The 25,052-nt window shown below is 43.9% G+C and carries 14 protein-coding genes, 1 tRNA gene and 1 riboswitch; of the genes, 14 read left to right on the top strand and 1 reads right to left on the bottom strand.

Annotation, left to right across the window (positions count from 1 at the left end):
* Positions 1 to 11: 11 nt before the first annotated feature.
* From DQX05_RS16440 to DQX05_RS16420, 5 genes are all read left to right on the top strand, one after another.
* Entirely contained in the window at positions 12 to 1,229 is a 1,218-nt protein-coding gene (locus tag DQX05_RS16440; RefSeq protein WP_119794618.1) for a beta-ketoacyl-[acyl-carrier-protein] synthase family protein, read from the top strand.
* The gene (locus DQX05_RS16435) at positions 1,226 to 2,401 is read left to right on the top strand and encodes a beta-ketoacyl-[acyl-carrier-protein] synthase family protein (RefSeq protein WP_182914789.1); all 1,176 of its coding nucleotides are present in this window, start codon (positions 1,226 to 1,228) and stop codon (positions 2,399 to 2,401) included. The genes DQX05_RS16440 and DQX05_RS16435 overlap by 4 nt, the downstream gene beginning before the upstream one ends.
* A 145-nt stretch (positions 2,402 to 2,546) precedes the next feature.
* On the top strand, positions 2,547 to 3,008 hold the full coding sequence (gene fabZ, locus DQX05_RS16430) for a 3-hydroxyacyl-ACP dehydratase FabZ (RefSeq protein WP_119794616.1): 462 nt from the start codon (positions 2,547 to 2,549) through the stop codon (positions 3,006 to 3,008).
* 59 nt (positions 3,009 to 3,067) lie between these two features.
* Positions 3,068 to 7,603, top strand: coding sequence for a non-ribosomal peptide synthetase (locus tag DQX05_RS16425; RefSeq protein ID WP_119794615.1), 4,536 nt, complete (start codon positions 3,068 to 3,070; stop codon positions 7,601 to 7,603).
* 16 nt (positions 7,604 to 7,619) lie between these two features.
* Positions 7,620 to 17,702: a non-ribosomal peptide synthetase gene (locus DQX05_RS16420; RefSeq protein WP_119794614.1), complete on the top strand. Its 10,083-nt coding sequence runs from the start codon at positions 7,620 to 7,622 to the stop codon at positions 17,700 to 17,702.
* A gap of 235 nt (positions 17,703 to 17,937) precedes the next feature.
* On the opposite strand, the gene DQX05_RS16415 is transcribed toward DQX05_RS16420, so the two are convergent.
* Positions 17,938 to 18,591, bottom strand: a complete 654-nt coding sequence (locus DQX05_RS16415; RefSeq protein ID WP_119794613.1) for a DNA uptake lipoprotein — start codon at positions 18,589 to 18,591, stop codon at positions 17,938 to 17,940.
* Between the two features lie 237 nt (positions 18,592 to 18,828).
* On the opposite strand from DQX05_RS16415, the gene DQX05_RS16410 reads away from it, so the two are divergent.
* The 9 genes from DQX05_RS16410 (at position 18,829) to DQX05_RS16370 (ending at position 25,023) form a co-directional block, all read left to right on the top strand.
* Entirely contained in the window at positions 18,829 to 19,155 is a 327-nt protein-coding gene (locus DQX05_RS16410; protein ID WP_119794612.1) for a hypothetical protein, read from the top strand.
* 115 nt (positions 19,156 to 19,270) lie between these two features.
* On the top strand, positions 19,271 to 19,486 hold the full coding sequence (locus DQX05_RS16405; RefSeq protein ID WP_119794611.1) for a hypothetical protein: 216 nt from the start codon (positions 19,271 to 19,273) through the stop codon (positions 19,484 to 19,486).
* A gap of 247 nt (positions 19,487 to 19,733) precedes the next feature.
* A tRNA-Leu gene (locus DQX05_RS16400) sits at positions 19,734 to 19,820 on the top strand.
* A gap of 556 nt (positions 19,821 to 20,376) precedes the next feature.
* Positions 20,377 to 20,553, top strand: a riboswitch (M-box (ykoK) riboswitch).
* A 333-nt stretch (positions 20,554 to 20,886) separates the two neighbouring features.
* On the top strand, positions 20,887 to 21,603 hold the full coding sequence (locus DQX05_RS16395) for an MgtC/SapB family protein (protein WP_119794610.1): 717 nt from the start codon (positions 20,887 to 20,889) through the stop codon (positions 21,601 to 21,603).
* A 25-nt stretch (positions 21,604 to 21,628) separates the two neighbouring features.
* Positions 21,629 to 21,925 (top strand): hypothetical protein, encoded by a 297-nt coding sequence (locus tag DQX05_RS16390; protein WP_119794609.1) that lies wholly within the window; start codon positions 21,629 to 21,631, stop codon positions 21,923 to 21,925.
* A gap of 182 nt (positions 21,926 to 22,107) precedes the next feature.
* Positions 22,108 to 22,941 (top strand): MerR family transcriptional regulator, encoded by an 834-nt coding sequence (locus DQX05_RS16385; RefSeq protein WP_119794608.1) that lies wholly within the window; start codon positions 22,108 to 22,110, stop codon positions 22,939 to 22,941.
* Positions 22,942 to 23,047: 106 nt separating this feature from the next.
* Positions 23,048 to 24,076: an NAD(P)H-dependent amine dehydrogenase family protein gene (locus tag DQX05_RS16380; protein WP_119794607.1), complete on the top strand. Its 1,029-nt coding sequence runs from the start codon at positions 23,048 to 23,050 to the stop codon at positions 24,074 to 24,076.
* 171 nt (positions 24,077 to 24,247) lie between these two features.
* Complete coding sequence (locus DQX05_RS16375; protein ID WP_119794606.1) at positions 24,248 to 24,583, top strand: hypothetical protein; 336 nt, start codon at positions 24,248 to 24,250, stop codon at positions 24,581 to 24,583.
* Positions 24,584 to 24,678: 95 nt separating this feature from the next.
* Positions 24,679 to 25,023, top strand: a complete 345-nt coding sequence (locus DQX05_RS16370) for a carboxymuconolactone decarboxylase family protein (RefSeq protein WP_119794605.1) — start codon at positions 24,679 to 24,681, stop codon at positions 25,021 to 25,023.
* Positions 25,024 to 25,052 lie beyond the last annotated feature (29 nt).

The raw sequence follows: 25,052 nt of genomic DNA, 5'->3' as shown, positions 1-25,052 counted from the left end.
GGAGTGGTGAAATGAAGAGGCGTATCGCTATAACGGGACTTGGCGTTCTATCTCCTATTGGATCCGGAATTGATAAATTCTGGAACGCGTTGATTTCCGGAGAAATTGGCACAAAAGAAATAAGTTCATTCGATACATCGATTTATAACGTTCACCGTGGCGGGGAAGTAACGGATATGGACCCTGCTACAATGCTGCATAAACTGCGCCCCGAACGAGTGGGGAGAACTTCACAGTTAGCTGTGGCAGCTTCACGAATGGCTTATAATGACGCTAAATTGGAGTCGGATACATATGCTAATGAACGGGTTGGTGTATGTATGGGTACAACGTTTGGAAATCTTTCTATTATGGAAGAGGCACATGATCAGGAGTTGAGTGGAGAAGGAAAGATTTTACCGGAGAGAGTTTTGAACTACCCTCTGGCATATATAGCCAACTCCGTGTCCACTGAGCTTGGCTGCGAAGGTCCAAGTTTAACGATTCCTACGGCATGTGCAGCTGGTAATTATGCGATTAGCTGTGGAGTCGATTTGATACAAGAAGGGGTTATTGATGCAGCTATTGTAGGAGGGGCTGATGGAATATCAAGATGTTGTTATACACTATTTCATCGCCTGGGCGCCATAGCTCCGGAAGTGTGCCAACCATTTACCAAAGATAGAAAAGGAATGATGGTGAGTGAGGGAGCTGCTAGTTTAGTTCTGGAAGATATGGAAAAAGCAAAACAACGCAAAGCAACCATATATGCTGAACTTATAGGGTACGGTCTATCCTGTGATGCACACCATCCTACAGCTCCTCATCCTGAAGGGGTTGGAGCAATACTAGCAATGGAGAGAGCAATAGAAACTGCAAGTATTGATAAGACACAGATCTGTTACATCAATGCGCATGGAACGGGAACCAAAGCGAACGATTACATTGAATCTATTGCTATATCCTCAATGTTTGGTGATCGGACAGATTCTATTCCGATCAGTTCTATTAAGTCTATGCTTGGGCACACCATGGGAGCAGCCAGTGCTATTGAAGCTGTTACTTGCGCTTTAGCGATTCATAACTCCGTTATCCCCCCAACTATGAATGTTACAGAACTTGATCCTGAATGTGTCAAGAATATTGCTGCAAATCAAGCCATACATCAACCAGTGCATGTCGCTATGAGCAATTCATATGCTTTTGGCGGAAATATATCCACTGTTGTTCTAAAGGAGGTTACTTCATGACGAACTCAAATAATCGCATCGTAGTAACCGGCATGGGTACCGTCTCTTCGTATGGTGTAAATGATGAAGCTTTATGGTCAGCTATTAGAAAAGGGACTTCTCCCACATTTGTTCCACATTCGAATTACTCCGAAAATCCTAAAGTAGTTCGGGTTGATAATTTTCAAGCATCCGATTTGCTCGGTAAAAAAGGATTGCAGTTTATGCACCCCTGTTCATTGTTTTTATCCGCTGCATCTATTTTAGCTTTAAGAGATGCATCGATCGATATGGAAACGATAAATCCGGACAGATTAGGTGTCGTGGTGAGTACGAATTATTCTGGGTTTAAAATGAGCTCTCAGTACGATAAAACAACGATAACTGAAGGGCCAAGGTATGTTAGTCCATTGGAGTCACCGAATACCCTTGTTAATTCTCCTGCATCCTATTTAGCTATCCGTATTCAATCCAGAGCCCTTAATACAACAATCTCAACCGGGGCATGCGCGGGGTTAGACGCTCTCGGTTATGCCATTTTTATGTTAAGAAATAAAAAGGCTGATACTATAGTCGTTGGTGGCACAGAGGAATGGAATGATGAAATAAATTGGTACTATAAAAATGCAGGATTGATACCTCAAAAAGATTTTGAAATGGCTGGCGAAATATTCAATTCACAAAGTAGTGGAGTAATACCTGGCGAAGGCTCATGTGCGGTTGTGTTAGAACGGTTGGATGATGCAATTGGGCGCGGTGCAACGATTTTGGGGGAAGTTGTTTCTTGGAATACTTGCTTTGCTCCTATGGATAACCACAATGCTAGAGTAAGAGGATTCGTCCGATGCATGAATAATACCATTCAAAAAGCAAATCTTACAACGAATCAAGTCGATCTGATTGTGTCTGGGGCTAATGGCTTACCAGTACAAGATAAAATTGAATGGGCAGCTATCAATGAAACGTTGGGTAATGATCAAACTCCAATCGCAGCGATAAAAAGAACAACTGGCGAAACAAGTGGTGCAAGCGGGTTGTTTCAACTATTTACATCAATACATGCAATAAAAAATAAAATAGCTCCTAACAATTCCTTGCATAATAGCCATTCGAACCAAATTCGGAATGTATTGTTAACGGCAAATGACGTTTTTGGGGGAGTAAGCTCCGTTCTTGTAAAAGAAATCGTCTAATCATTTCAATGCAATTAGGAGTTGCTGAGAATGCTTATTCTTTGGAACGGGGAATAGGTACAGCAGCCCTAATTCATTGAAAACCATTTTTTGGAGCTTTCATAGAACAAATAATTACAGTATATATCCGGGGGATACATCGCATATGTCCTTAAAAATTAATTTCAATGAAATAAAAAAACTTCTGCCACAAGCATATCCTTTTATTCTTGTTGACAGAATCGAAGATTATGAGGAAAACAACTCCATCATATGCTTAAAAAATATATCAGGAAATGAATGGATGATTCCAGGACATTTTCCAGATCAAGCTATTTTCCCAGGAGTTTTGATTATTGAAGGAATCGCTCAAGCAGGAATTTTATTGTTTCAACTAAGCAGGGGACAAGTTCATACAAAGGATCAGGCTAAAAACAATCATAAATCTGCTTTTCTACTATCTTCAGTTAAGGCGAAGTTCATAAAGCAAGTTAATCCGGGCGATCAATTATTTTATCATTGCAGTGTAATTAAAATGACTAGCAATGCTGTTATTATGGAAGGAATTGCAAAAATTAATGATAGTGAAATTGCCGCTAAAGCAGAACTACTATTTTGCGTAACATAATTGTGACCGTAACTCCCACCCCTAGTTCAGAAAAAAGCACGAGGAGTGAACGAAAAACAATGGGTAGAACATTCTTTCCCTTAACGAATGCACAAAAAAGAATATGGTACACCGATTTATTATACCCGAACACAACGACGTGTATTCTTTCTGGCACAATACCGTTGAGAGGTCAAATTAATGTGGATATTCTACAACAATCCATACAAAAAGTTATTCAACAAAATGATGCTTTTCGCATCAGAATAGGAAATGAAAATGGTGAAGTAAAACAGTATATCGCTCCGTACAGGTATGAGGAAATTGAATATATCGATTTTTCAAATAATAAATCAGGTTTAAAATCTGAAGAATGGTTCCATGATCATAACAAAAAAATTATGGAGTTGTATAATTCACAGTTATACGAATTTGTTATCTACAAAATCAATGAGGAAGAATACGGGTTCAATTACAAGATGCATCATATCATTTCTGATGGAATGACTATGGCAATGGTCTGCGATCAGATAACCCGGAATTATGTAGATATTAAAAGTGGTGTTAGCGAGGTAAATACGAAGTTAACTTCATACCTTGATTATATTGAGTCTGAGCGAGAATATCAAGCTTCGGAGCGTTATCAAAAAGATGAACTATTTTGGCTAGACAGATTTCAGTCACTTCCAGGAGTTACAGGACTGAAGCCTAATGATCCTTTAGTAACGAGTACGAACGGTGAAAGAAAATGCTTAGTTCTCAGTGATAGTTTCTACAATAAGATTAAAGTATTTTGTCAGCAAAACAAGATCAATATATTTACCTTCTTTTTATCTGCTTTTTATATTTACATGAACAAGATTACTAGTGAACAAGATCTTGTAATTGGAACCAATTATTCGAACAGGATGACAAAAAAAGAAAAAGATACGATGGGGATGTTTGCCAGTACTGTTGCTGTTAGAACTTTTATTGATCCAGAAGAAGAAGTGCTTTCATTTCTTCAACGTGTCTCAAAGGAACAGTCTGTTATGATGCTTCATCAAAAATATCCCTATAACGAATTAATTCAACGTTTGAAGGAAGTACATAAAAACCAGTATTTACACAGACTTTTTGGGATTGCAATGGAATATCGGTCAGTGAGTCTGAGGAACTTAGAAGAGATAAAAATCAAGCTCGAACATAATTTTTGTGGGGATCTTGAGAATGACTTGCTTCTACGGATAGTTGAACAGATAGATGATAATTATATAGAAATATTTCTCGAATATCGTGCTCAATTATTTAATGATACAGAAATGGAAAAATTACTTGAAAACCTCACTGATATAATGCAACAAATTATCGAATGTCCTGACGAATACATTTATAAGATATCCCTGCTCAGTGAAAAGGAAAAGCAATTGCTGTTGATTGATTTTAATGACACAAGGGCCGATTATCCAAATGAGAAAACCATTCATCGCATATTGGAAGAACAAGCGGAACGCACACCGGAAAAAGTGGCATTAGTATTTGAAGATAATGAACTCTCCTTTAGAAAACTTAATGAACTGGCCAATCAGTTAGCACGATCATTAAGAATGAAAGGAGTACGGGCTGATCAATTAATCGGAATTATGGCGGAACGCTCGTTCGAGATGATCATTGGTATGCTGGCTGTATTAAAAGCTGGGGGAGCTTATGTGCCGATCGATCCTGAATATCCAGAAGAACGAATTCAATATATGATACAGGATTCGGGAGTACAGGTCTTATTAGTGCAACGTCATTTAAATGAAAGCGTAACTTTTGACGGTCACTGCATTCTGTTGGATGATGATAACTCTTATCATGAGGATGGTTCAAATCTGGAGTCCATAGCAGGGCCAACCAACCTGGCGTATGTGATTTATACTTCCGGTACGACAGGAAAACCTAAAGGTACACTAATTGAGCATAAAAACGTTGTCCGTTTGTTATTTAATAGTAAAAATTTGTTTGATTTTAATAATGCGGATACATGGACGTTTTTCCACTCGTTTTGTTTTGATTTTTCAGTGTGGGAAATGTACGGTGCACTTCTCTATGGCGGAAAATTAATTATCGTCCCCCAACTCACTGCGAAAAACCCTGAACAATTCCTGCAATTATTGAAATCTCAAAGCGTTACGATATTAAATCAAACACCAACCTATTTTTATCAATTGCTCCAGGAAGAAATGAAAGATAAGAGAGCAGAACTAAAGTTAAGGAAAATTATTTTCGGAGGAGAAGCGCTTAGTCCTTCGTTATTGAAAGAATGGAAGATAAAATACCCATCAACACAGTTGATTAACATGTATGGGATAACGGAGACAACTGTTCATGTTACGTTTAAAGAAATAACGGAATATGAGATTACAAAAGGAAAATGTAATATTGGAAAACCAATACCAACTTTGCAAACGTATATACTCGACCGATATCAACGTCTACAACCTGTTGGGGTGGAAGGGGAATTGTATGTTTCGGGGGCTGGTTTGGCGAGAGGCTACATAAACAGACCGGACTTAACAGCAGAGAAGTTCGTAGACAACCCATTCATCCCTGGAGAGAAAATGTACAGAACTGGAGACCTAGCACGATGGTTACCAGATGGGGATATCGAATATTTGGGACGAATCGATCATCAAGTGAAAATTCGAGGATACAGAATTGAACTTGGCGAGGTGGAAGCTGCACTTCTGAAAGTAGAATCTGTTCAAGAAGCAATCGTGATTGCAAAAGAAAACGAAGATAGAATAAACCAATTATATGCCTACTTTGTCGGAAACCATACCTTGACTGTTCGCCAACTTAGAGAAGAACTGTCACTAGAGCTGCCTGCCTATATGCTTCCTTCCAACTTCGTGCAATTGGATAAAATGCCGCTAACCCCAAATGGCAAGATTGATCGTAAATCGTTATCTGCTATAGAAGGAAGGATGCAAACAGGATCGGAATATGTGCCACCTCGAACAAAGGAAGAGGAAATCCTGGTTTCTATCTGGGAGAGCGTATTAGGGACTGAACCGATTGGAATATTAGATAACTTCTTTGATCTTGGAGGTGACTCGATCAAGTCCATCCAAGTGTCGTCCAGACTGCACCAAGCAGGCTATAAAGTAGGGATGAAAGAATTATTCAAATTTCCATCCATAACTGAATTAAGTCTATATATTAAACCGATAAGCAGGATGGCTGAGCAAGGTGAAGTAACTGGAAAGATAATGTTAACACCGATTCAGAAATGGTTTTTTGAAGAAAAGGCAGTGGCTCCGGATCACTATAACCAAGCATTTATGTTAGTTCGGGAGCAAGGATTTGATGAATCATTGCTGCGTAGAGTAATAGACGAAATTGTTGAGCATCATGACGTGCTCCGTACGGTATTCCTAAAGCGTGAACAGGGATTTGAAGCTTGGAATCGTGGAGTCACAGAAGGTGAATTATACTCGCTTGAGGTGTTTGATCTGAGGGGAGAAGCAAACATTGGCCACAGGATCGAAACCATAGCGAATCAGATTCAAAGCAGGATTCATATCAGCGAAGGTCCATTAATGAAACTTGGCTTGTTCCGATGTGCTGATGGAGACCATTTGCTGATTGCTATTCATCATTTGGTAATAGATACGGTTTCGTGGCGGGTGTTGTTTGAAGATATCAATACAGGTTATGAACAAGCGCTGAATGGAGAACGCATTCGGCTCACGCAAAAGTCTGATTCATTCAAATTGTGGGCAGAAAAATTAGTTCTCTATGCGAGCGGTCAAGAAATAGAGCGTGAACGTAAGTATTGGCAACAAGTCGACCAGTTTGTAATCAAGTCTCTGCCCAAAGATTTTGAAAGTGACAACGGGCTTAATAAGGATAGCGAAAACATCTGCATCCAATGGACGGAGCAGGAAACCGAGGATTTACTAAAACATGTGCATCGAGCGTACAACACGGAAATAAACGATCTGTTGTTAACTGCGTTAGGTAGGGCGATTCACAAATGGACGGGAATGGAAAAAGTAGTTGTAAGCCTTGAAGGACATGGCAGGGAACAGATTATCTCCGAAATCGATATCACTCGTACGGTTGGATGGTTTACAACGCAGTATCCGATTATTCTTCAGATCGAGACTGGAAAAGATATTTCCAAACATATTAAAACAGTTAAAGAAGAAATACACCGTATTCCAAACAAAGGAATCGGTTACGGTATATTGCGGTATTTATCTGGGACGGAAGATGACCGCTTGCTTAGATCCCGACCAGAAATCAGCTTTAATTATCTGGGACAATTCGATCAAGATTTTCAAAACAGCGGAATGAAGGTATCCCCTTATTCAACAGGTTCACTAATGAGTGAGGAACAGAACAGAACGTATGTACTTGACATCAATTGCTTAATTACAGAAGGCAGAATGCTGCTTTACATTAACTATAGCTCCAAGCAATACCGGAGACAGACGATAGAGCAATTTTCTGAATTAATGCGAACAAGTCTTCAGGAAATCATTGAACATTGCTTAAGTAAAGATAAAACGGAGTTAACACCTAGTGATATTTCATTAAAGGGCTTGACTCTAGAAGAACTAGAAAGCTTGATGAGTCAAATCCAATAAGCGGGAGAGAGTATAAATGAGCAGAGAAGTCGAGAATGTATATCCGTTATCGCCGATGCAAAAGGGAATGCTGTTTCACAGCATGCTTGAACCGCACTCAGGTGCCTATTTTGAACAAGTGAAATTTGATCTGCGCGGAAATTTGAATATAACAGATTTCGAAAAGAGTGTTACTGCTCTAATCAAAAGACATGCTATATTACGAACAAATTTTTATAGCGGATTACGAGACCAGCCTCTACAAGTTGTGTACAAGAATAGGGATGCAGAATTTATTTATAAAGATCTGCGAAAGATGAAAGAAGAACAAAGAAAAAGCTTCATTACCACTTTTACGAGAGAAGACAAGACAAGAGGATTTGACCTTGCTAAAGATATGTTAATTCGCATGTCCCTTTTGCATTATAAAGAAAACGGATACCATGTCATTTTTAGTTTTCACCATATCTTAATGGATGGTTGGTGCTTGCCTGTTATTTTTAAAGAATTGTTTGAAATCTACAACGCCATTCAAGAGCAAAGACACCCTAAGCTTCCAGCCATAATCCCGTATAGCCGTTATATCGAGTGGTTGGACACCCAAGATCTCGAAAAAGCATCGAATTATTGGAGTGCTTATTTAGATAGTTATGAAGGGCAAACAATACTTCCTTTTGTGAAGTCACCAAGCAAGCAAAATAGCTACATTTCAAATAAGGTGATTTGTAATCTTGGGAAAGAACTGACACAGCAGATGAAACAGTTAGCAGGTGCCAATCAAGTTACAATTAATACGTTTATACAAACTGCATGGGGTGTGCTTCTGCAAAAATATAACAACAGTGAGGATGTTGTGTTCGGGAGTGTTGTATCGGGCAGGCCGGAAGAAATACCCGGTATAGAAAAAATGATCGGTTTATTTATCAATACAATTCCTGTGCGTGTTCGTATAGAGAAAGAAGTACAGTTTGTAGAAGCGTTGAGAAAGAATCAGGAATTGGCCCTATCATCACATGGATATGACACGTATCCGTTGTATGAGATACAGGCAAAAACCGAACAAAAACAGGGATTGCTTAGTCATATTATGGTGTTTGAAAATTATCCGATCGAACAGCAGTTTGAGGGTGTGGGGATATGTGGAACCAGTCAACTAGAACTTACGAATTTACAAGTCGAAGAGCATACAAACTATGATTTTAATTTAATTGTTATGCCTGGGGAAGAGCTCCAGATTCAGTTCCAGTACAATGCGAGTGTATATAATAAGGCAAGTATCGAGCGAGTCCAGGGACATCTGCTCCATATTATGAAACAAGTACTAAACAACCCGCAATTAAGCATAGAGGAAATAGAGGTATTGACAGAAGATGAGAAAGTAAAAATATTGGAAGTTTTTAACGATACGGAAACAGCATACCCCGAGATGGGTATTCATCAATTGTTTGAAGAGCAGGCGAAGTTTTTACCTGACCGCCCGGCAGTTGTATTTGAAGGGGAGCAATTAACTTATCGTGAGCTCAATGAACGAGCTAATCAGTTGGCACGAACGTTACAAGCTGAAGGATTACAGGAAAACCAATTGGTTGGAATTATGGCAGAACGCTCTGCGGAAATGATCATTGGGATACTAGGCATATTAAAAGCAGGTGGAGCTTATGTGCCAATTGATCCAGAATACCCTGAGGATCGTATTCTGTATATCCTAGAGGATTCTGGATCACAGTTGTTGTTAACACAGCACGATTTACTTGACCGTATACCCTTATTTGAAGGAAAACTTCTTCATTTGGATGATGACCAATCATATCATAACGATGGATCAAATTTGGAGTTGTTCGTAAGGCCCAATCAATTAGCATATGTAATTTACACATCCGGAACAACAGGTAAACCGAAAGGGGTTATGGTAGAACATCATGGATTGTGCAACTTAAAAGTTGTTTTAAAGGATATATTGCAAATGAACGAGCAAGACAAAGTAGTTCAATTTGCTAGTTTATCGTTTGATGCTTCCGTTTGGGAAATCTTCACCGCATTATTTTTTGGAGCAACTTTATATGTGCCTTCCAGGTCTGTGATTATAGACTATCAGTTATTTACTCGTTTTATGAACGACAATAAGATCACGACAGCCCTTTTACCTCCTTCATATGCAATTTATCTGGATCCGATCCACATGCCATTTTTAAGCAAGCTGGTGACAGGAGGAAGTGCTTCGTCGTTCCAGTTATTGGATGTGTGGAGGGATAAAGTAGAGTATATTAATGCCTATGGACCAACAGAGGATTCTATTATTACAACGCTTTGGAGTGGATCACGGGAATGCATTGAATATGATTGTATCCCCATCGGCCGCCCGATTCATAATCATCGTGTGTATATTATGGATAAAGCCGGCCATTTACTCCCTATCGGTGTGCCAGGTGAACTGTGTATAGCAGGAGTAGGAATAGCGCGAGGGTATTTGAATCGCCCTGAGTTAACAACAGAGAAGTTCGTAGATAGCGCCTTTGTTCCTGGAGAGAAAGTGTACAGAACAGGGGATTTAGCAAGATGGCTGCCAGATGGAAATATCGAATATCTAGGGAGGATCGATCATCAAGTCAAAATTCGTGGCTATCGAATTGAATTGGGCGAGGTGGAATCAGCTCTCTTGAATATAGAATCGGTCCAAGAAGCGGCAGTCATTGCACATGAAGGCGAAGACGAGTTAAAGCACTTGTGCGCATACATCGTTGGTAACGGCCCACTCACAGTCGGGCATCTCAGAAACGCGTTATCACAAGAGCTTCCAAGCTATATGATACCATCGTATTTTGTACAACTAGAGCAAATGCCCTTAACACCCAATGGCAAGATTGATCGCAAAGCATTACCTGCCCCTAATGAAGACATGCAGTCAGGTACTGAGTACTTAGCACCGCGAACTCCGATAGAAAAACAATTAACGGCGATTTGGCAAGACGTGCTGGGACGAGGGAAGGTAGGGATTCAAGACAACTTTTTCGATCTTGGAGGGCACTCTCTACGCGCAACGACCTTGGTATCCAAAATTCATAAAGAAATGGATATTCGCGTTGCTTTACGTGATCTATTCCAATATCCGACAATTGAAAAAATAGCTGCGATCATTACAGGTGAGGAACAGCATACATATATCCCTATTCCTAACACGGAGAAGAGAGAATACTATCCTGTTTCTTCTCAGCAAAAACGTATGTACATTTTAAGTCAACTCGAAGGGGCAGAATTCAGTTATAACGTTACAAACATTATAAATGTGAATGGTGTGCTTCATCGTCCCCTTCTGGAAGAAGCATTTCGACAATTGATTCAACGTCACGAGTCGCTGCGAACTGGCTTCGAAATAATGAATGGGGACCTAGTGCAGCATGTGCATCCTGAGGTGGAATTTACCGTTGAGTATGTGAGAGCAAGGGAAGAGGAAGCGGATCATCATATTCGCCAATTTGTGCGAGCTTTTGACCTGAGCCAAGCTCCGCTTATACGAGTCGGAGTCATTGAACTCCAACCCGAACGTTTTCTTTTGCTGCTGGATCTGCATCATATCATCTCAGATGGCGTATCGATGAATATTCTTATGAAGGAATGGGCCCAACTGTACGAAGGAGAAGAACTGCCTCCTCTTCGAATTGGGTACAAAGACTACTCCGTATGGCAGCAAGCAGAAATGCAACAAGAACAGATGAAAAAACAGGAAGCCTATTGGCTGGATGTATTTCGCGAAGAGATTCCTTTGCTAGACATGCCAACAGACTATGCCAGACCATCTACAAGAAGCTTCGCGGGCGATACGATTGAATTTGTGATTACTGAGCAAAGAAGTGAAGGATTACGACAAATCGCTGCCCAAACGGGCTCAACGTTATATATGGTATTACTTGCGGTCTATTCCACCTTGCTCTCCAAATACAGCGGACAAGAAGATATTGTCATAGGAAGTCCTATTGCGGGCAGAGCTCATGCAGATGTGCAGCCAATTATCGGTATGTTTGTAAATACATTAGCGATGCGCAATTATCCAGCAGGAGAAAAATCGTTCACCGCGTACGTGCAGGAAGTAAAAGAACATGCGTTAAAAGCGTATGAAAATCAGGATTATCCATTTGAAGAATTAGTGGAAAAGATACATGTAAACAGAGATATGAGTCGAAATCCCTTATTTGACACGATGTTCGTGCTGCAGAATCTGGAACAAGAGGACAGACGCATTAATGGATTGCAGTTTCAGCCTTATAGAACTAAATATACGGTATCGAAGTTTGATTTGACGTTCATTGCGGTGGAGTCAGGGCCGGAAATTACATGCACGATGGAATACGCGACAGCGCTGTACAAGCCCGGAACTATCAAACGTATGAGCGAGCATTTGATCCAATTGATTGATGCAATAATAGAACAACCGCTAGCGAAGCTCTCTACGCTAGAAATGATTACGGCAAAAGAGAAGAACCAGATCTTAGAAGTGTTTAATGATACAGCAGTCGAATACTCCCGAGATAAGACGATTCACCAACTGTTCGAAGAGCGGGCAGAACAGACACCAAACCACATTGCAATCGTGTTCGACACGCAAGAGTTGACTTACAGCGAGGTGAATGAAAGAGCGAATCAGCTGGCTCGAACGATACGAGCCGAGGGGGGAACGGAAGAGCAGTTGATCGGCATTATGACAGAACGAACTCCGGAGATGGTTATTGGCATTCTAGCTATTTTAAAGGCTGGAGGCGCCTATCTGCCGATCGATCCTGAATACCCTGAGGAACGCATCCGCTATATATTGAATGATTCAGGAGCGCAGACATTGTTGCTGCAGGAACATTTACACGATCGAATTTCATTTAAAGGCAAGATAATCAAGCTTGATGATGAAAGAGCGTACAACGAAGATGGTTCCAACTTAGACCTATCGGTTGGAGCAAACCAATTGGCCTATGTGATCTACACGTCAGGCACAACGGGCAAGCCCAAGGGAGTAATGGTTGAACACCAGTCCGTGATCAACATTCTATCCGAGATGGAAAAAAAGTACCCGTTAGCAAGGACGGATTCGTATGTATTAAAAACGAACTATACATTTGATGTATCCGTAACTGAATTGTTTGGTTGGTTTTTCGGTCTGGGAAGATTGATTGTTTTGAAACCAGGGTTAGAAAAAGATCCCTTGTCTTTATTAAATACGATACACGAACAACAAATTACTCATATCAACTTCGCCCCTTCTATGCTGCAAATGTTTTTGCATGGATTGAAAGAAACGAATTATGTTAATACAAACTCATTAAAATATGTATTTGTAGCAGGAGAAGCTTTATCGGCAAAATTGATCACACAATTTCATTCCTTGCCATTAAGGGCCAAGCTCGAAAATATATACGGACCAACGGAATCAACGATATATGCAACGAGGTATAGTACAAGCTCTAGAAGAGAAGTACTAGCACATATACCTATTGGAAAACCATTCGGGAATATACAAATGTATATCGTAGCGAACACTGCTCAATTACAACCGATTGGCGTTGTAGGGGAGTTATATATAGGGGGAGCAGGGCTGGCACGAGGTTATTTGAATCGCCAAGATTTGACCTTAGAAAAGTTCTTAAATAACCCCTTCGTTCCCGGAAAGAAGATGTATAGAACCGGAGACTTGGCAAGATGGTTGCCAGATGGAAATATCGAATATCTAGGACGGATCGATCATCAAGTCAAAATTCGTGGTTATCGAATTGAATTAGGCGAGGTGGAAGCAGCCCTCTTAAAAATAAAATCGGTTCATGAAGCTGTAGTCATTGCACGTGAAGGCGAAGATAACATAAAGCATTTGTATGCATACTTTGTTGGCGATAAGTCGTTAACAGTGAGACAGCTGAGAAGGGCATTATCACAGGCGATTCCTTCATTTATGATACCGTCTTACTTTGTCCAAATAGAGAAAATGCCGCTGAATTCAAGTGGAAAAATTGACCGTAACGCATTGCCTGTCATAGAAGGCAGTTTGCCAACAGGGATGGAATACGTGGCTCCTCGCACAGAAATAGAAAGACAACTGGAAAATATCTGGAAAGAAATATTAGGACAAAAGAAGGTAGGGGTAAAAGATAATTTCTTCGATCTTGGAGGACACTCCTTAAGGGCAACTGAACTGGTATCCACCATTCACAAAAAAATGAATGTCAGTGTTTCTTTAAGAGATGTATTCAAACTTCCCACAATTGAACAGATGGCTGCGTTCATTCATGAATTGGAAGAACGCAGGTTTGAATCTATCCCAATGGTAGAAAAAAGGGACTACTATCCTGTTTCATTTGCGCAAAAGCGTATATATATTCTGAATCAACTGGAAAACGGACAGAAGATAGGATATAACATGCCGCTCGCTATTCTAATCGAAGGAGGATTGGAGCGATTACTTCTGGAAGAGGCATTTCAAAAGTTGATTCAACGTCACGAGTCGCTGCGAACTGGCTTCGAAATAATGAATGGGGAGCTAATGCAGCATGTGCATCCTGAGGTGGAATTTACTGTTGAGTATGTGAGAGCAAGGGAAGAGGAAGCGGATCATCATATTCGCCAATTTGTGCGAGCTTTTGACCTGAGCCAAGCTCCGCTTATACGAGTCGGAGTCATTGAACTCCAACCCGAACGTTTTCTTTTGCTGCTGGATCTGCATCATATCATCTCAGATGGCGTATCGATGAATATTCTTATGAAGGAATGGGCCCAACTGTACGAAGGAGAAGAACTGCCTCCTCTTCGAATTGGGTACAAAGACTACTCCGTATGGCAGCAAGCAGAAATGCAACAAGAACAGATGAAAAAACAGGAAGCCTATTGGCTGGATGTATTTCGCGAAGAGATTCCTTTGCTAGACATGCCAACAGACTATGCCAGACCATCTACAAGAAGCTTCGCGGGCGATACGATTGAATTTGTGATTACTGAGCAAAGAAGTGAAGGATTACGACAAATCGCTGCCCAAACGGGCTCAACGTTATATATGGTATTACTTGCGGTCTATTCCACCTTGCTCTCCAAATACAGCGGACAAGAAGATATTGTCATAGGAAGTCCTATTGCGGGCAGAGCTCATGCAGATGTGCAGCCAATTATCGGTATGTTTGTAAATACATTAGCGATGCGCAATTATCCAGCAGGAGAAAAATCGTTCACCGCGTACGTGCAGGAAGTAAAAGAACATGCGTTAAAAGCGTATGAAAATCAGGATTATCCATTTGAAGAATTAGTGGAAAAGATACATGTAAACAGAGATATGAGTCGAAATCCCTTATTTGACACGATGTTCGTGCTGCAGAATCTGGAACAAGAGGACAGACGCATTAATGGATTGCAGTTTCAGCCTTATAGAACTAAATATACGGTATCGAAGTTTGATTTGACGTTCATTGCGGTGGAGTCAGGGCCGGAAATTACATGCACGATGGAATACGCGACAGCGCTGTACAAGCCCGGAACTATCAAACGTATGAGCGAGCATTTGATCCAATTGATTGATGCAATAATAGAACAACCGCTAGCGAAGCTCTCTACGCTAGAAATGATTACGGCAAAAGAGAAGAACCAGATCTTAGAAGTGTTTAATGATACAGCAGTCGAATACTCCCGAGATAAGACGATTCACCAACTGTTCGAAGAGCGGGCAGAACAGACACCAAACCACATTGCAATCGTGTTCGACACGCAAGAGTTGACTTACAGCGAGGTGAATGAAAGAGCGAATCAGCTGGCTCGAACGATACGAGCCGAGGGGGGAACGGAAGAGCAGTTGATCGGCATTATGACAGAACGAACTCCGGAGATGGTTATTGGCATTCTAGCTATTTTAAAGGCTGGAGGCGCCTATCTGCCGATCGATCCTGAATACCCTGAGGAACGCATCCGCTATATATTGAATGATTCAGGAGCGCAGACATTGTTGCTGCAGGAACATTTACACGATCGAATTTCATTTAAAGGCAAGATAATCAAGCTTGATGATGAAAGAGCGTACAACGAAGATGGTTCCAACTTAGACCTATCGGTTGGAGCAAACCAATTGGCCTATGTGATCTACACGTCAGGCACAACGGGCAAGCCCAAAGGGGTAATGGTTGAGCATCGCGGTCTAGCTAATCTAAAAACGGTTTGGAATGATTCGTTACAAATGGACGAGCAAGACAGGGTTGTTCAATTTGCTAGTTTATCGTTTGATGCTTCGATTTGGGAGATACTGAATGCGTTATTCTGCGGCGCAAGCCTGTATCTGCCTTCGAAGTCGGTGATTTTAGATTTTCAATTATTTACCCGTTTTATGAATGACAACAAGATTACGACTGCTACCTTACCGCCGAGTTATGCTACATACTTGGAGCCCGAGCAGATGCCGTTCATGAAGAGGCTTATTACTGCAGGATCTTCTTCCACCATTCCGTTAGTGGAAAAATGGAAGGACCATGTAATATATGTAAATGCATACGGACCTACTGAGGATTCTGTTTGTTCGACGCTTTGGATAAATCGTGGTGAATCCATTGATAGTCACTCTGTGTCAATCGGACGGCCTATTGATAATCATCATGTGTTCATTACGGACAAGGCAGGGCACTTACTTCCTATCGGCGTGCCGGGAGAACTCTGTCTAGCGGGAGTAGGATTAGCGAGAGGCTATTTGAATCGTCCCGATTTGACATCAGAGAAGTTCGTAGATAACCCCTTTGTTCCAGGGGCGAAGATTTACAGAACAGGAGACTTAGCAAGATGGTCACCAGATGGCAACATCGAATATTTAGGACGGATCGATCATCAAGTCAAAATTCGAGGTTATCGAATTGAATTGGGCGAGGTAGAATCAGCGCTCATGAAAGTAGAGCCGGTCCTGGAAGCGACAGTCATTGCACATGAAGGCGAAGATGGGTTCAGTCAATTGTGTGCGTATGTCGTTGGAAAAGACTCACTAACGGTCGAACAGATCAGATACGCATTGTTGCAAGAACTTCCAAGCTATATGATACCATCGCAATTTATTAAGCTTGAGCAAATGCCATTAACTCCAAACGGGAAGATCGACCGTAAGGCGTTGCCTGCACCGGAAAAATGTATGCAAACTGGTATTGACTACGTAACACCGCGAACTATAGTGGAAATAGAATTAGCTACCATATGGGAAGAAATACTTGGTTTAGAGAATGTAGGGGTAACAAACAATTTCTTCGATCTGGGTGGTCATTCCTTAAAAGTGCTGCAATTGATTCGGGAAATAAGTAAAAGAATGAGGATGAATCTCCCATATCGTGTAGTATTTGATGCACCTACTATTGAGACAATGGCGCAACAAATCGTGAGATATCAGTTGGAATTGAAGAGCGAGTCCCATTTCTTGAAGTTGAACGAAAAAGGACAGGTAAATGTTTTCTGTTTTCCTTCTACGATTTCAGGACTCGGGATGGAGTATTATGAAATGGCGAAAAGACTTGAAAATGAATGTGTCCTCTACGCGTATGATTTTATTGATCATCACTCAAACTATACAGAGATGATCAAGGAGTATGTCGATTCAATCATTCGTATTCAGGCTCAAGGACCTTACATTTTCCTTGGTTACTCTGCAGGAGGTAATCTTGCGTTTGAAATTACGAAAGTCATGGAGCAAAAGGGTTACGAAATATCCGATATCATTATGTTGGATTCATCGTTTTTGAATTCTGAGATACAGAAAAAACGAGAGGAATTATTACAACAAGCTCTTGATTATAACGAAAATATCTCGGAGTGGTTCGAACAGGTACAGGATATTCCTTCCGTAAAAAATAAATCATTACGTTATGAATGCTATATGAAACAACTGACTACCTCTGGAGTAGTTGATGCTAACATTCACAATTTGGTAGTAAAAGGTCTGGACAAATCGAATTGGTCATATGCGACACGGAAAAGATATATAGAATACCAAGGATTTGGAAAACATAACGAACTTCTGAATCGTCAATTTATTGACCAAAATGTTGGACTCATAAAACGTGTGCTCACTCAAATAAGGGAACACCATGTTGAAAGAGAATTAGAGTATTCAAGCGCAACAAATAAAAAAGGGGGATAATGTTCACAGAGGTTGGAAACGGTTGTGATCTTGCCATTTTCTAAATAAATGAGAAGCGTTGAACGGGGAACACATTCACCACTCCGGCAATTTTGAGAAAATAAAGGCAACCCCTTAGCATAGGAGGTTGCCTTTATCAGTTTCTTTATCAGTTCAGTGGAATAACACAATTAGAGTGCGAGGATGGGGCGGATCGGGCAAAGCTATTTAGGCAGCGCCACAACCATTTTGCAAGTTAAGCCTTCAACGCGTTCTCCTCCATCGGGAAGAGCTTGACGGACTGAATCTTGCCTGTCTTCGGATCGAGATCAAGCCGGAGCAGGGCGTTCACCGCTTGGTAGCTCCAAGCATAGCCGGTATCTTGATCCGGATTGCCGAGAGACTTCACGGCCGTATCGCTTTTGCCCCCGATGTGCAGGCCCTTGATGCCGGTGGACAAGCTGTCGCCCGAGACCTCGACGAAGACGACCTCGTCGTTATCATGACAGCCGAACGAAAATCCGTCATACTCCAGCACATGAATCGGCTCTTCATCATCCATCATGAATTGGGAGACGGGCGCCCCCCAGAGCTGCCGCACCTTCTCTTCGGTATCGGTTAGCCCAATCCCCTTCAGCTTCGGCTGCTTCCGGTTGAATTCGGCTTCCTCGCCTGTGGCGGAGGAGGGACGTGAATTATCCTTGTTCGAAGCGATCTCGGTACGTTCTTGCGTCTTATCCTTGCCTGCGGCCGGAGTCTCTTCCGCCGGGCCTGTCTTGGCCGCAGACGTCGTCTTCGGGTTGGCCGGGGGCACGCTGCCGGCCTGCGCCGAACAGCCGGACAGTAAAGCGCCAAGCGCGGCAGCAGCCGCAACCATATATATCATTCGGGTAATCGGGGCACGGGTCATCAGTGCGGTTCCTCCTTCGCCGTCTCGCGGCGGGTATGACGATAGATATAGGATCGGTTTTCATCTGAACCGTAACAGGTTACTTGGAGCTAAGGAGAGCGGGACTTAGGACACTCTCATTTATATAGACGGCACTCACTCCAAGAAGTTGCAGTCGATGTATGAAATTGCCTGCTTTTCTCCATTCACCTGTTTGGCATATAATAAAAGATAAGTTGGTGAGAGGGGGCGACGAAGATGATTGATCAACCAACAGCTCGTTTTTTGCAGGAGAAGGTATCGGAAGCTAAGGTGCATTTTGAACGGGCTCTCGATTGTAAGCATACGGAGTTCGATGATTTGTACCCCTATATGATTGAACACCCTCAATTTTTCTGGTACAAACGTTACGTGGCCTGGTCCGAATTACTGACTATCGTCAAACTGTGCGAACAGCTGCAGGTGGCTTGGCACGAGCAATTCACCCCGCAGCAAGTCGAATATATACAAAAACGCGTCATGTCGGCGAAAGTGCTGGATTATTGGTTCGAGACGAACGATTCCAGAGAGCATGTCGGCGGATGACCTTCACGTGACGGAGGAAGCAAGGCCTGTCAGCGTCAGCCGGCAGGCCTTGTTCCCTATTGCAGTATGAGCCAGACTTGCTGGGTGCAGTCGAGATGAGAAAGGAGATGCGGCCATGATGGACGAGACTATACTTGACCAGTTCCGCCAGGAGGGCACGAAGGTGCGTGTCGTACGGGATATGCTCGAAGCGAATGATGTGATCGGCATCGTCGTCGCCTGGAGCGAGGACGAGGTGATGATTCGCAAGCGTAATCGGCGCATCGTGAAGCTGAGCCGGAACTATTTGATCCAACCCTTCAGCGACCCGCGGCCGGAGCTTGAGGAATAGAACTCGGGCCCGATAGCCGAGGTATCCGAAGACGAGGCCTAATTCGAAGAGCGATATGGAAGGACTGCCGAGTTGTTGGGACAGTCCTGTTCTTTTGTCCTGATCGCGGCAATGGGGGCATGAGGTAACGTTACGAAATGGGGTTCAAATTATTTTTTCGAAAAAGTGTTGACGCATATCCTAATCCATGATATTATATTTCTTGTCGCTAAGAAAATTAAATTACGAAATGTAAGATACTAAATATGCGGTCATGGCGGAATTGGCAGACGCGCTAGATTCAGGTTCTAGTGGGGTAACACCCGTGGAGGTTCGAGTCCTCTTGACCGCACCATACATATGAAACGTTGAAACCCTTGTCGCATAAGGGTTTTTATTTTTATAAATACGGTTTGCACCGGTGAAAAGGAGCTCCGCTGGCTTTGTGCTGGCGGGGCTCTTTTGTATTTCCAAGTTAATGTGCGGCTTTGATGGGCTAGAATACGGTAAAAGCCCCGGATTACTCCGAGGCTTTTTTTCTTACGGGTATAACACGGGGAGGAGCACCAAATAGGGACAGAAAGCTGCACTCCATTTGAAGATGACGAAAGGTTAGAACTAGGGCGTTAACGGATGCGACGTCTTCTGCACTCTACCAAGACTTTTTGACCTCGTCTAAGAATAATTTTGATTGCTCTACGACTCATTCAAATCACCTCCTTTCTATATTATAATATGAGAGATTGCTTTAAATGATTGTGCTATAGTTACTGGGATACTCACATGAAAGTTTCGGCTTGCAGCCTTTCTTCACATACCTTGCTGTTCTTATCTTTGTAGTTGATGATCATCCGGGAGATACCGTCCCATTGACAGGATCAACCGTATCGGGGTATACTTCGTGCGTATCATATATTCCTCGTTAGGTGAGGCTCCTATACAAACATAGGCCACTGCCCAGAAATATCGAAAGATGCCCATGGGTAGAACAGGAATTGCCGGATTAAGGCTTTTCATAAGGTGGCTAAGGAAACGAATGCAGTTTGCTTTACGTTGTATAGTGCCAAAACTCGACCAGGGGGAGCAGGCCTATTTGTGCGTGATCTAACCCTCTGGCATGTTCAGAGGGTTTTTATTTTGTATGGAAAGGGGAGAGCAGATATGGATGGCAGTCCGAGTCGGAGCAATGGCGTTTTTATGTCGTGTATGTTCTGCAAAGAGAAAGAGTGTTGTTCGGTGTGCTCTCCGATCTTCACCTGGCCTTCACCCCCGTTCCCTGCGGTTGGATTCGCGATGCGCGGACGGGGTGCCGCGGCAGGTTGATTTGATCTGCGCTCAGCTTATCGGATAACGTCGGCTCTCTCTTTGCGGGAGGGCTTTTTGGTGTTCCAACATGAGCTTGTATCCGAGAGGTGATCGCAATGATAGTGATGATGATGAAGCTGGCACTGGCCCTGTTGTTCGGGTTGTTGATCGGACTTGACCGGCAAATGAAGCAGAAGCAACTGGGGATGCGGCCCAGCATGGTGATCTGCATTGCCAGTTGTCTGCTGACGATTGTGTCGATCGAAGCATTCGGCAAATTCGGGGGCGCAGATCATCCGAATATGGATCCGATGCGGCTGGCCGCCCAGATAGTTAGCGGTGTCGGCTTTATTGGGGCCGGTGTTATTTTGCGCAGAAGCAATGAGGTGATCTCCGGTCTCACTTCCGCGGCGCTGATCTGGTCGGCATCGGCCCTTGGGGTCGCTATCGGGGCCGGATTTTATGCGGAGGCGATCTGCGGCGTCCTGCTGCTGATTGCTGCCGTCAATCTGGTTCCCGTTCTTTTGAAGTCGCTTGGGTCGGCGAGATTGAACCGCTATGATGTGTCGCTGAAGATCGTAGTGGAATCCAACCCTCGCATGACCGAGCTCATCCGCCGGATTCAACGGAATCATATGCCTGCCCCGGAGGAGAGGACATCCAAGGATAAGGCAGAATTCAAAATCCGGCACTTTAAGCTCAAAGATCTCGACAGCGGACGGCAGCGGATAGATCTGGTGCTCTCTGTTCCGGAGCATCATTATTTGACCGAGATCTATTATTACATCAAAAAAATTGATCATGTGCTCAGTGTAGAAGTGGAGCAGTTATAAACGGGAAGGGGAAAGGAGCGAAAATATGATGATCCGTCTGAATGAATACCGGTATAAAGAGGAGTACACATATCATTTGCTTCAATCACTGAAGAATGGGGAGGCCGAGGTTTTCCGCAAAGATTTCCAGGAGCTTCATCCGTCCGATCGGGCCCATTTTTTCCTGGAGCTGAGCGAGAGCGGACGCTGCCGGGTATACTCGGTTCTGTCACCGGGCGAGTTCGGGGAGTTGTACGCTGAACTCACTTCGGGCATGCAGACACGGTGCATGCAGGAGTTGAACCGTCCCCCTGCCGCTCAGATGCTGAATAAGTCTGGATAAGATGAAGACAGGTCGATAAATGACAGGAGCCTTGCGCGGCAGATGGGTCTGCTGCGTAAGGTTCCTCACTGGGTTCCCTTGCAGGCTAATACATAAGTATCTTCTTCGCTAATGACCAACTTGTTGTATGATTATTTGGTGAATGGATTACTCTTTTCGATGTGAAGGAGCGGGGGAGCTTCATGGACAAGCTATCGATCGGCCGCATGGCGGAGCTGAACCATACCTCGGTTCAGACGCTGCGCTATTATGACAAGCTGGGACTGTTGAAGCCGGAGTTCATCGATGAGACTACCGGTTACCGCTATTATTCGATCAAGCAGTGCGCCAGACTGGACTTAATCAATTATATGAAATATTTGGGCATGTCGCTGGACAATATTATGGCCTGGTTCGATAGCGAGGATATGGCCTCGATTCCGGCGATGCTTCGGGAGCAGGCCGAGCTTATCGAGCGTAAGCGCAAGGAACTGGAGCAGATGGATAAGGCGATCCAGGTCAGCATCCAAAATTACGATACGTATATGAACGCGCCGCAGGACGGACAGCTTGTGCTGCAGCATATACCTGCGCGGAAAATCTATTGCTATGACAGCAAGGTCAACATTTATGACCATCCGCTGGAGAGCTATGAATATATTTTGCGGGAGCTGCGGGCTCAGGCGATCGTCAAGCATCTGCCGATGGCGTATTTTTGCAATGTCGGCTCGATTATCCGCCAAGCAAATCTGAAGCAGGGACAATTCATCTCGACCGAAGTATTTCTGTTCGTCGATGACGATTTCGAGATGCAGGCCGGGGTAGAGATTATTCCGGAGCATGAGTATGCTTGCATTTATTGCAGCAGTTTTTTTCAGGAGCGGGACTATGCGGGGCGTCTGCTTGACCATGTGAAGGCAAAGGGCTGCGAGGTGGCCGGCGATTATATCTGCGAAGTCGTGGTGGAGCTGCCGGTCTTCCATACCGATGAACGAAATATGTTCATGAAGCTGCAGGTTCCGATAAAACAGGGTTGACTCTATAGTTGCTATAGAGTTTATGATAAGGACATAGGAGCTCCTGCAAGACGATGGCATAATGGATTGTGAAAAAAGTAACAATACCTATGGGAGGTTGTCCATCATGAAAGAGAAAATTAGAGTCATTCAGTACGGCTGCGGAAAAATGGGTTTATATTTTCTAAGATATCTGCATGAGAAGGGCGCAGAAATCGTCGGGGCCATCGATGTGAATCCAAATGTCATCGGCAAGGACGCAGGCGAGGTGGCGGGGCTGGGCCTCAAGCTGAATGTGCCTGTCCGTGCGGATGCCGAGCAAGTGTTCAAGGAATGTGATGCGCAAGTTTGCATTATCGCGACGACAAGCCTGCTGTCGGATACGTACGCAGCATTCGAGCTGGCGGCCCGTCACGGCGTGAACGCAATCAGCACCTGTGAAGAAGCCTTCTATCCATGGACAACCTCCCCGGCTTTGACGAGCCGTCTTGACAGGCTCGCGAAGGACAACGGTTGCACCTTGGCGGGATCCGGGTATCAGGACGTATTCTGGGGCAATCTAATCACCGTATTGGCCGGAGCGACGCATCAGATTACGAGAATCGAAGGCAAGTCGAGCTACAACGTCGAGGAGTATGGCATTACGCTTGCCGAGGTGCACGGGGCCGGATTGACCCTGCAGGAATTCGAGGAGAAGATCGCCAGCAACAACGACCTCCCGTCCTTCATGAGAAATGCGAACGAATGGCTCTGCTCGCAGTTCGGGTGGACGATCAAATCGATGGATCAGAAGCTCGTACCGATGACGCATGATCAAGATCTGCATTCCACGACGCTCGGCCGCACCATCCCGGCAGGCGATGCCACCGGCATGTCCGCCGTCGTCACGACGGTGTCCCATCAAGGTCCGGTTATCGTGACGGAATGCATCGGCAAAGTGTATGCCGAGGATGAAGTCGACCATAACGATTGGGTCATTAAGGGCGAGCCAATGACCGAGGTCAACATCTCCTGCCCGGCGACGGTCGAGCTGACATGCGCGACGGTCGTCAACCGGATTCCGGATCTGCTGCAGGCCCCGGCCGGCTTCTACACTACCGAGAAAATGGCTCCGTCTCAATATCGGACTTATCCCCTTCATTATTACGTGACTTAAGCTGATGTAAGCACAGGCGACAGCTTCCCGCTCCCGCCTGAGATGGTTCGGGCCTTAAATTCGGCATAGCGCACCAGGCTGAGGAACGGAGGAGAATTGGCGAAGGCCCCTGCTTTTCCTTTATAATGGTCGGAAAGGGAAAGCTCTTTTACGGATTAAGGGGGTATAGCGATGAGTGTATTGGCGGTACAGACATGCGTGGAGATTACGAGGACCATAGATTGCAACGAGGCACGGATTACGGAGACCTCGTTCCACATCGAGCTGCACGCACATGAGGTCCGAATCCGGGACAAGCGGATCTCCATGTCGCACATCTATGATATGTCTTGCCATCGCAAGCATGGCGAATCGGATGAGATCGGATTTCTGTATTTGCATACTCATCGCGGGGTGGAGACTTATTTCGTCCGCGATAATCCCGCTTCGTTCATCAATGCGTATAAGAAGCTAAAGCGGGAATCCCGAGTGATGATGACTCATCCCTCCGACCAGCCGGAGGGATGAAGCCGGCTTGACCTGGTTATCCTAGGGAACGAAGCAGATTGGCCACTGCCCCTGAGAAGAGATGTGGGAGCAGGGGCGGCAGAGAAGGAGCGATCATGTCCGAAATGGATAACAAAGTGCAGGCTTATAAGAATGAGATTGCCGAGCTGGAATCGACCTTGCCGGACGTCGTGCAAGCTTATCATTCCTTTACGGGCGCTTGCTTCGCCGACGGGGCGCTGGATGCGAAGACGAAGCAGCTGATCGCCCTTGGGATCGGTTTGTTCGCAAACAATGAGGTATGCACGTTATACCATGTGAACGAGGCGAGACATAAAGGAGCGGGCGATGCGGAAATTATGGAGGCCGTGGCGGTCGCGGCCGCTATCGGAGGCGGTCATGCGCTGTCCCAGGGCGTGATGCGGGTTCAGAAGGCGCTGAACGGCGCTTATTTGTCTTAGGCCTTAGGCGTGTCCCGTCCAAGCGCGGA

Source organism: Paenibacillus thiaminolyticus, assembly GCF_003591545.1.
Classification (GTDB): domain Bacteria; phylum Bacillota; class Bacilli; order Paenibacillales; family Paenibacillaceae; genus Paenibacillus_B; species Paenibacillus_B thiaminolyticus_A.
The sequence above is the reverse complement of the archived record's forward strand: the minus strand, read 5'-3'. Positions and strand labels throughout refer to the sequence as shown.

Excerpts from the sequence above, each read along its gene's own strand:
- DQX05_RS16440 (WP_119794618.1), top strand. The coding sequence starts at position 12 with ATGAAGAGGCGTATCGCTATAACGGGACTTGGCGTTCTATCTCCTATT.
- DQX05_RS16435 (WP_182914789.1), top strand. The coding sequence starts at position 1,226 with ATGACGAACTCAAATAATCGCATCGTAGTAACCGGCATGGGTACCGTC.
- fabZ (WP_119794616.1), top strand. The coding sequence starts at position 2,547 with ATGTCCTTAAAAATTAATTTCAATGAAATAAAAAAACTTCTGCCACAA.
- DQX05_RS16425 (WP_119794615.1), top strand. The coding sequence starts at position 3,068 with ATGGGTAGAACATTCTTTCCCTTAACGAATGCACAAAAAAGAATATGG.
- DQX05_RS16420 (WP_119794614.1), top strand. The coding sequence starts at position 7,620 with ATGAGCAGAGAAGTCGAGAATGTATATCCGTTATCGCCGATGCAAAAG.
- DQX05_RS16415 (WP_119794613.1), bottom strand. The coding sequence starts at position 18,591 with ATGACCCGTGCCCCGATTACCCGAATGATATATATGGTTGCGGCTGCT.
- DQX05_RS16410 (WP_119794612.1), top strand. The coding sequence starts at position 18,829 with ATGATTGATCAACCAACAGCTCGTTTTTTGCAGGAGAAGGTATCGGAA.
- DQX05_RS16405 (WP_119794611.1), top strand. The coding sequence starts at position 19,271 with ATGATGGACGAGACTATACTTGACCAGTTCCGCCAGGAGGGCACGAAG.
- DQX05_RS16395 (WP_119794610.1), top strand. The coding sequence starts at position 20,887 with ATGATAGTGATGATGATGAAGCTGGCACTGGCCCTGTTGTTCGGGTTG.
- DQX05_RS16390 (WP_119794609.1), top strand. The coding sequence starts at position 21,629 with ATGATGATCCGTCTGAATGAATACCGGTATAAAGAGGAGTACACATAT.
- DQX05_RS16385 (WP_119794608.1), top strand. The coding sequence starts at position 22,108 with ATGGACAAGCTATCGATCGGCCGCATGGCGGAGCTGAACCATACCTCG.
- DQX05_RS16380 (WP_119794607.1), top strand. The coding sequence starts at position 23,048 with ATGAAAGAGAAAATTAGAGTCATTCAGTACGGCTGCGGAAAAATGGGT.
- DQX05_RS16375 (WP_119794606.1), top strand. The coding sequence starts at position 24,248 with ATGAGTGTATTGGCGGTACAGACATGCGTGGAGATTACGAGGACCATA.
- DQX05_RS16370 (WP_119794605.1), top strand. The coding sequence starts at position 24,679 with ATGTCCGAAATGGATAACAAAGTGCAGGCTTATAAGAATGAGATTGCC.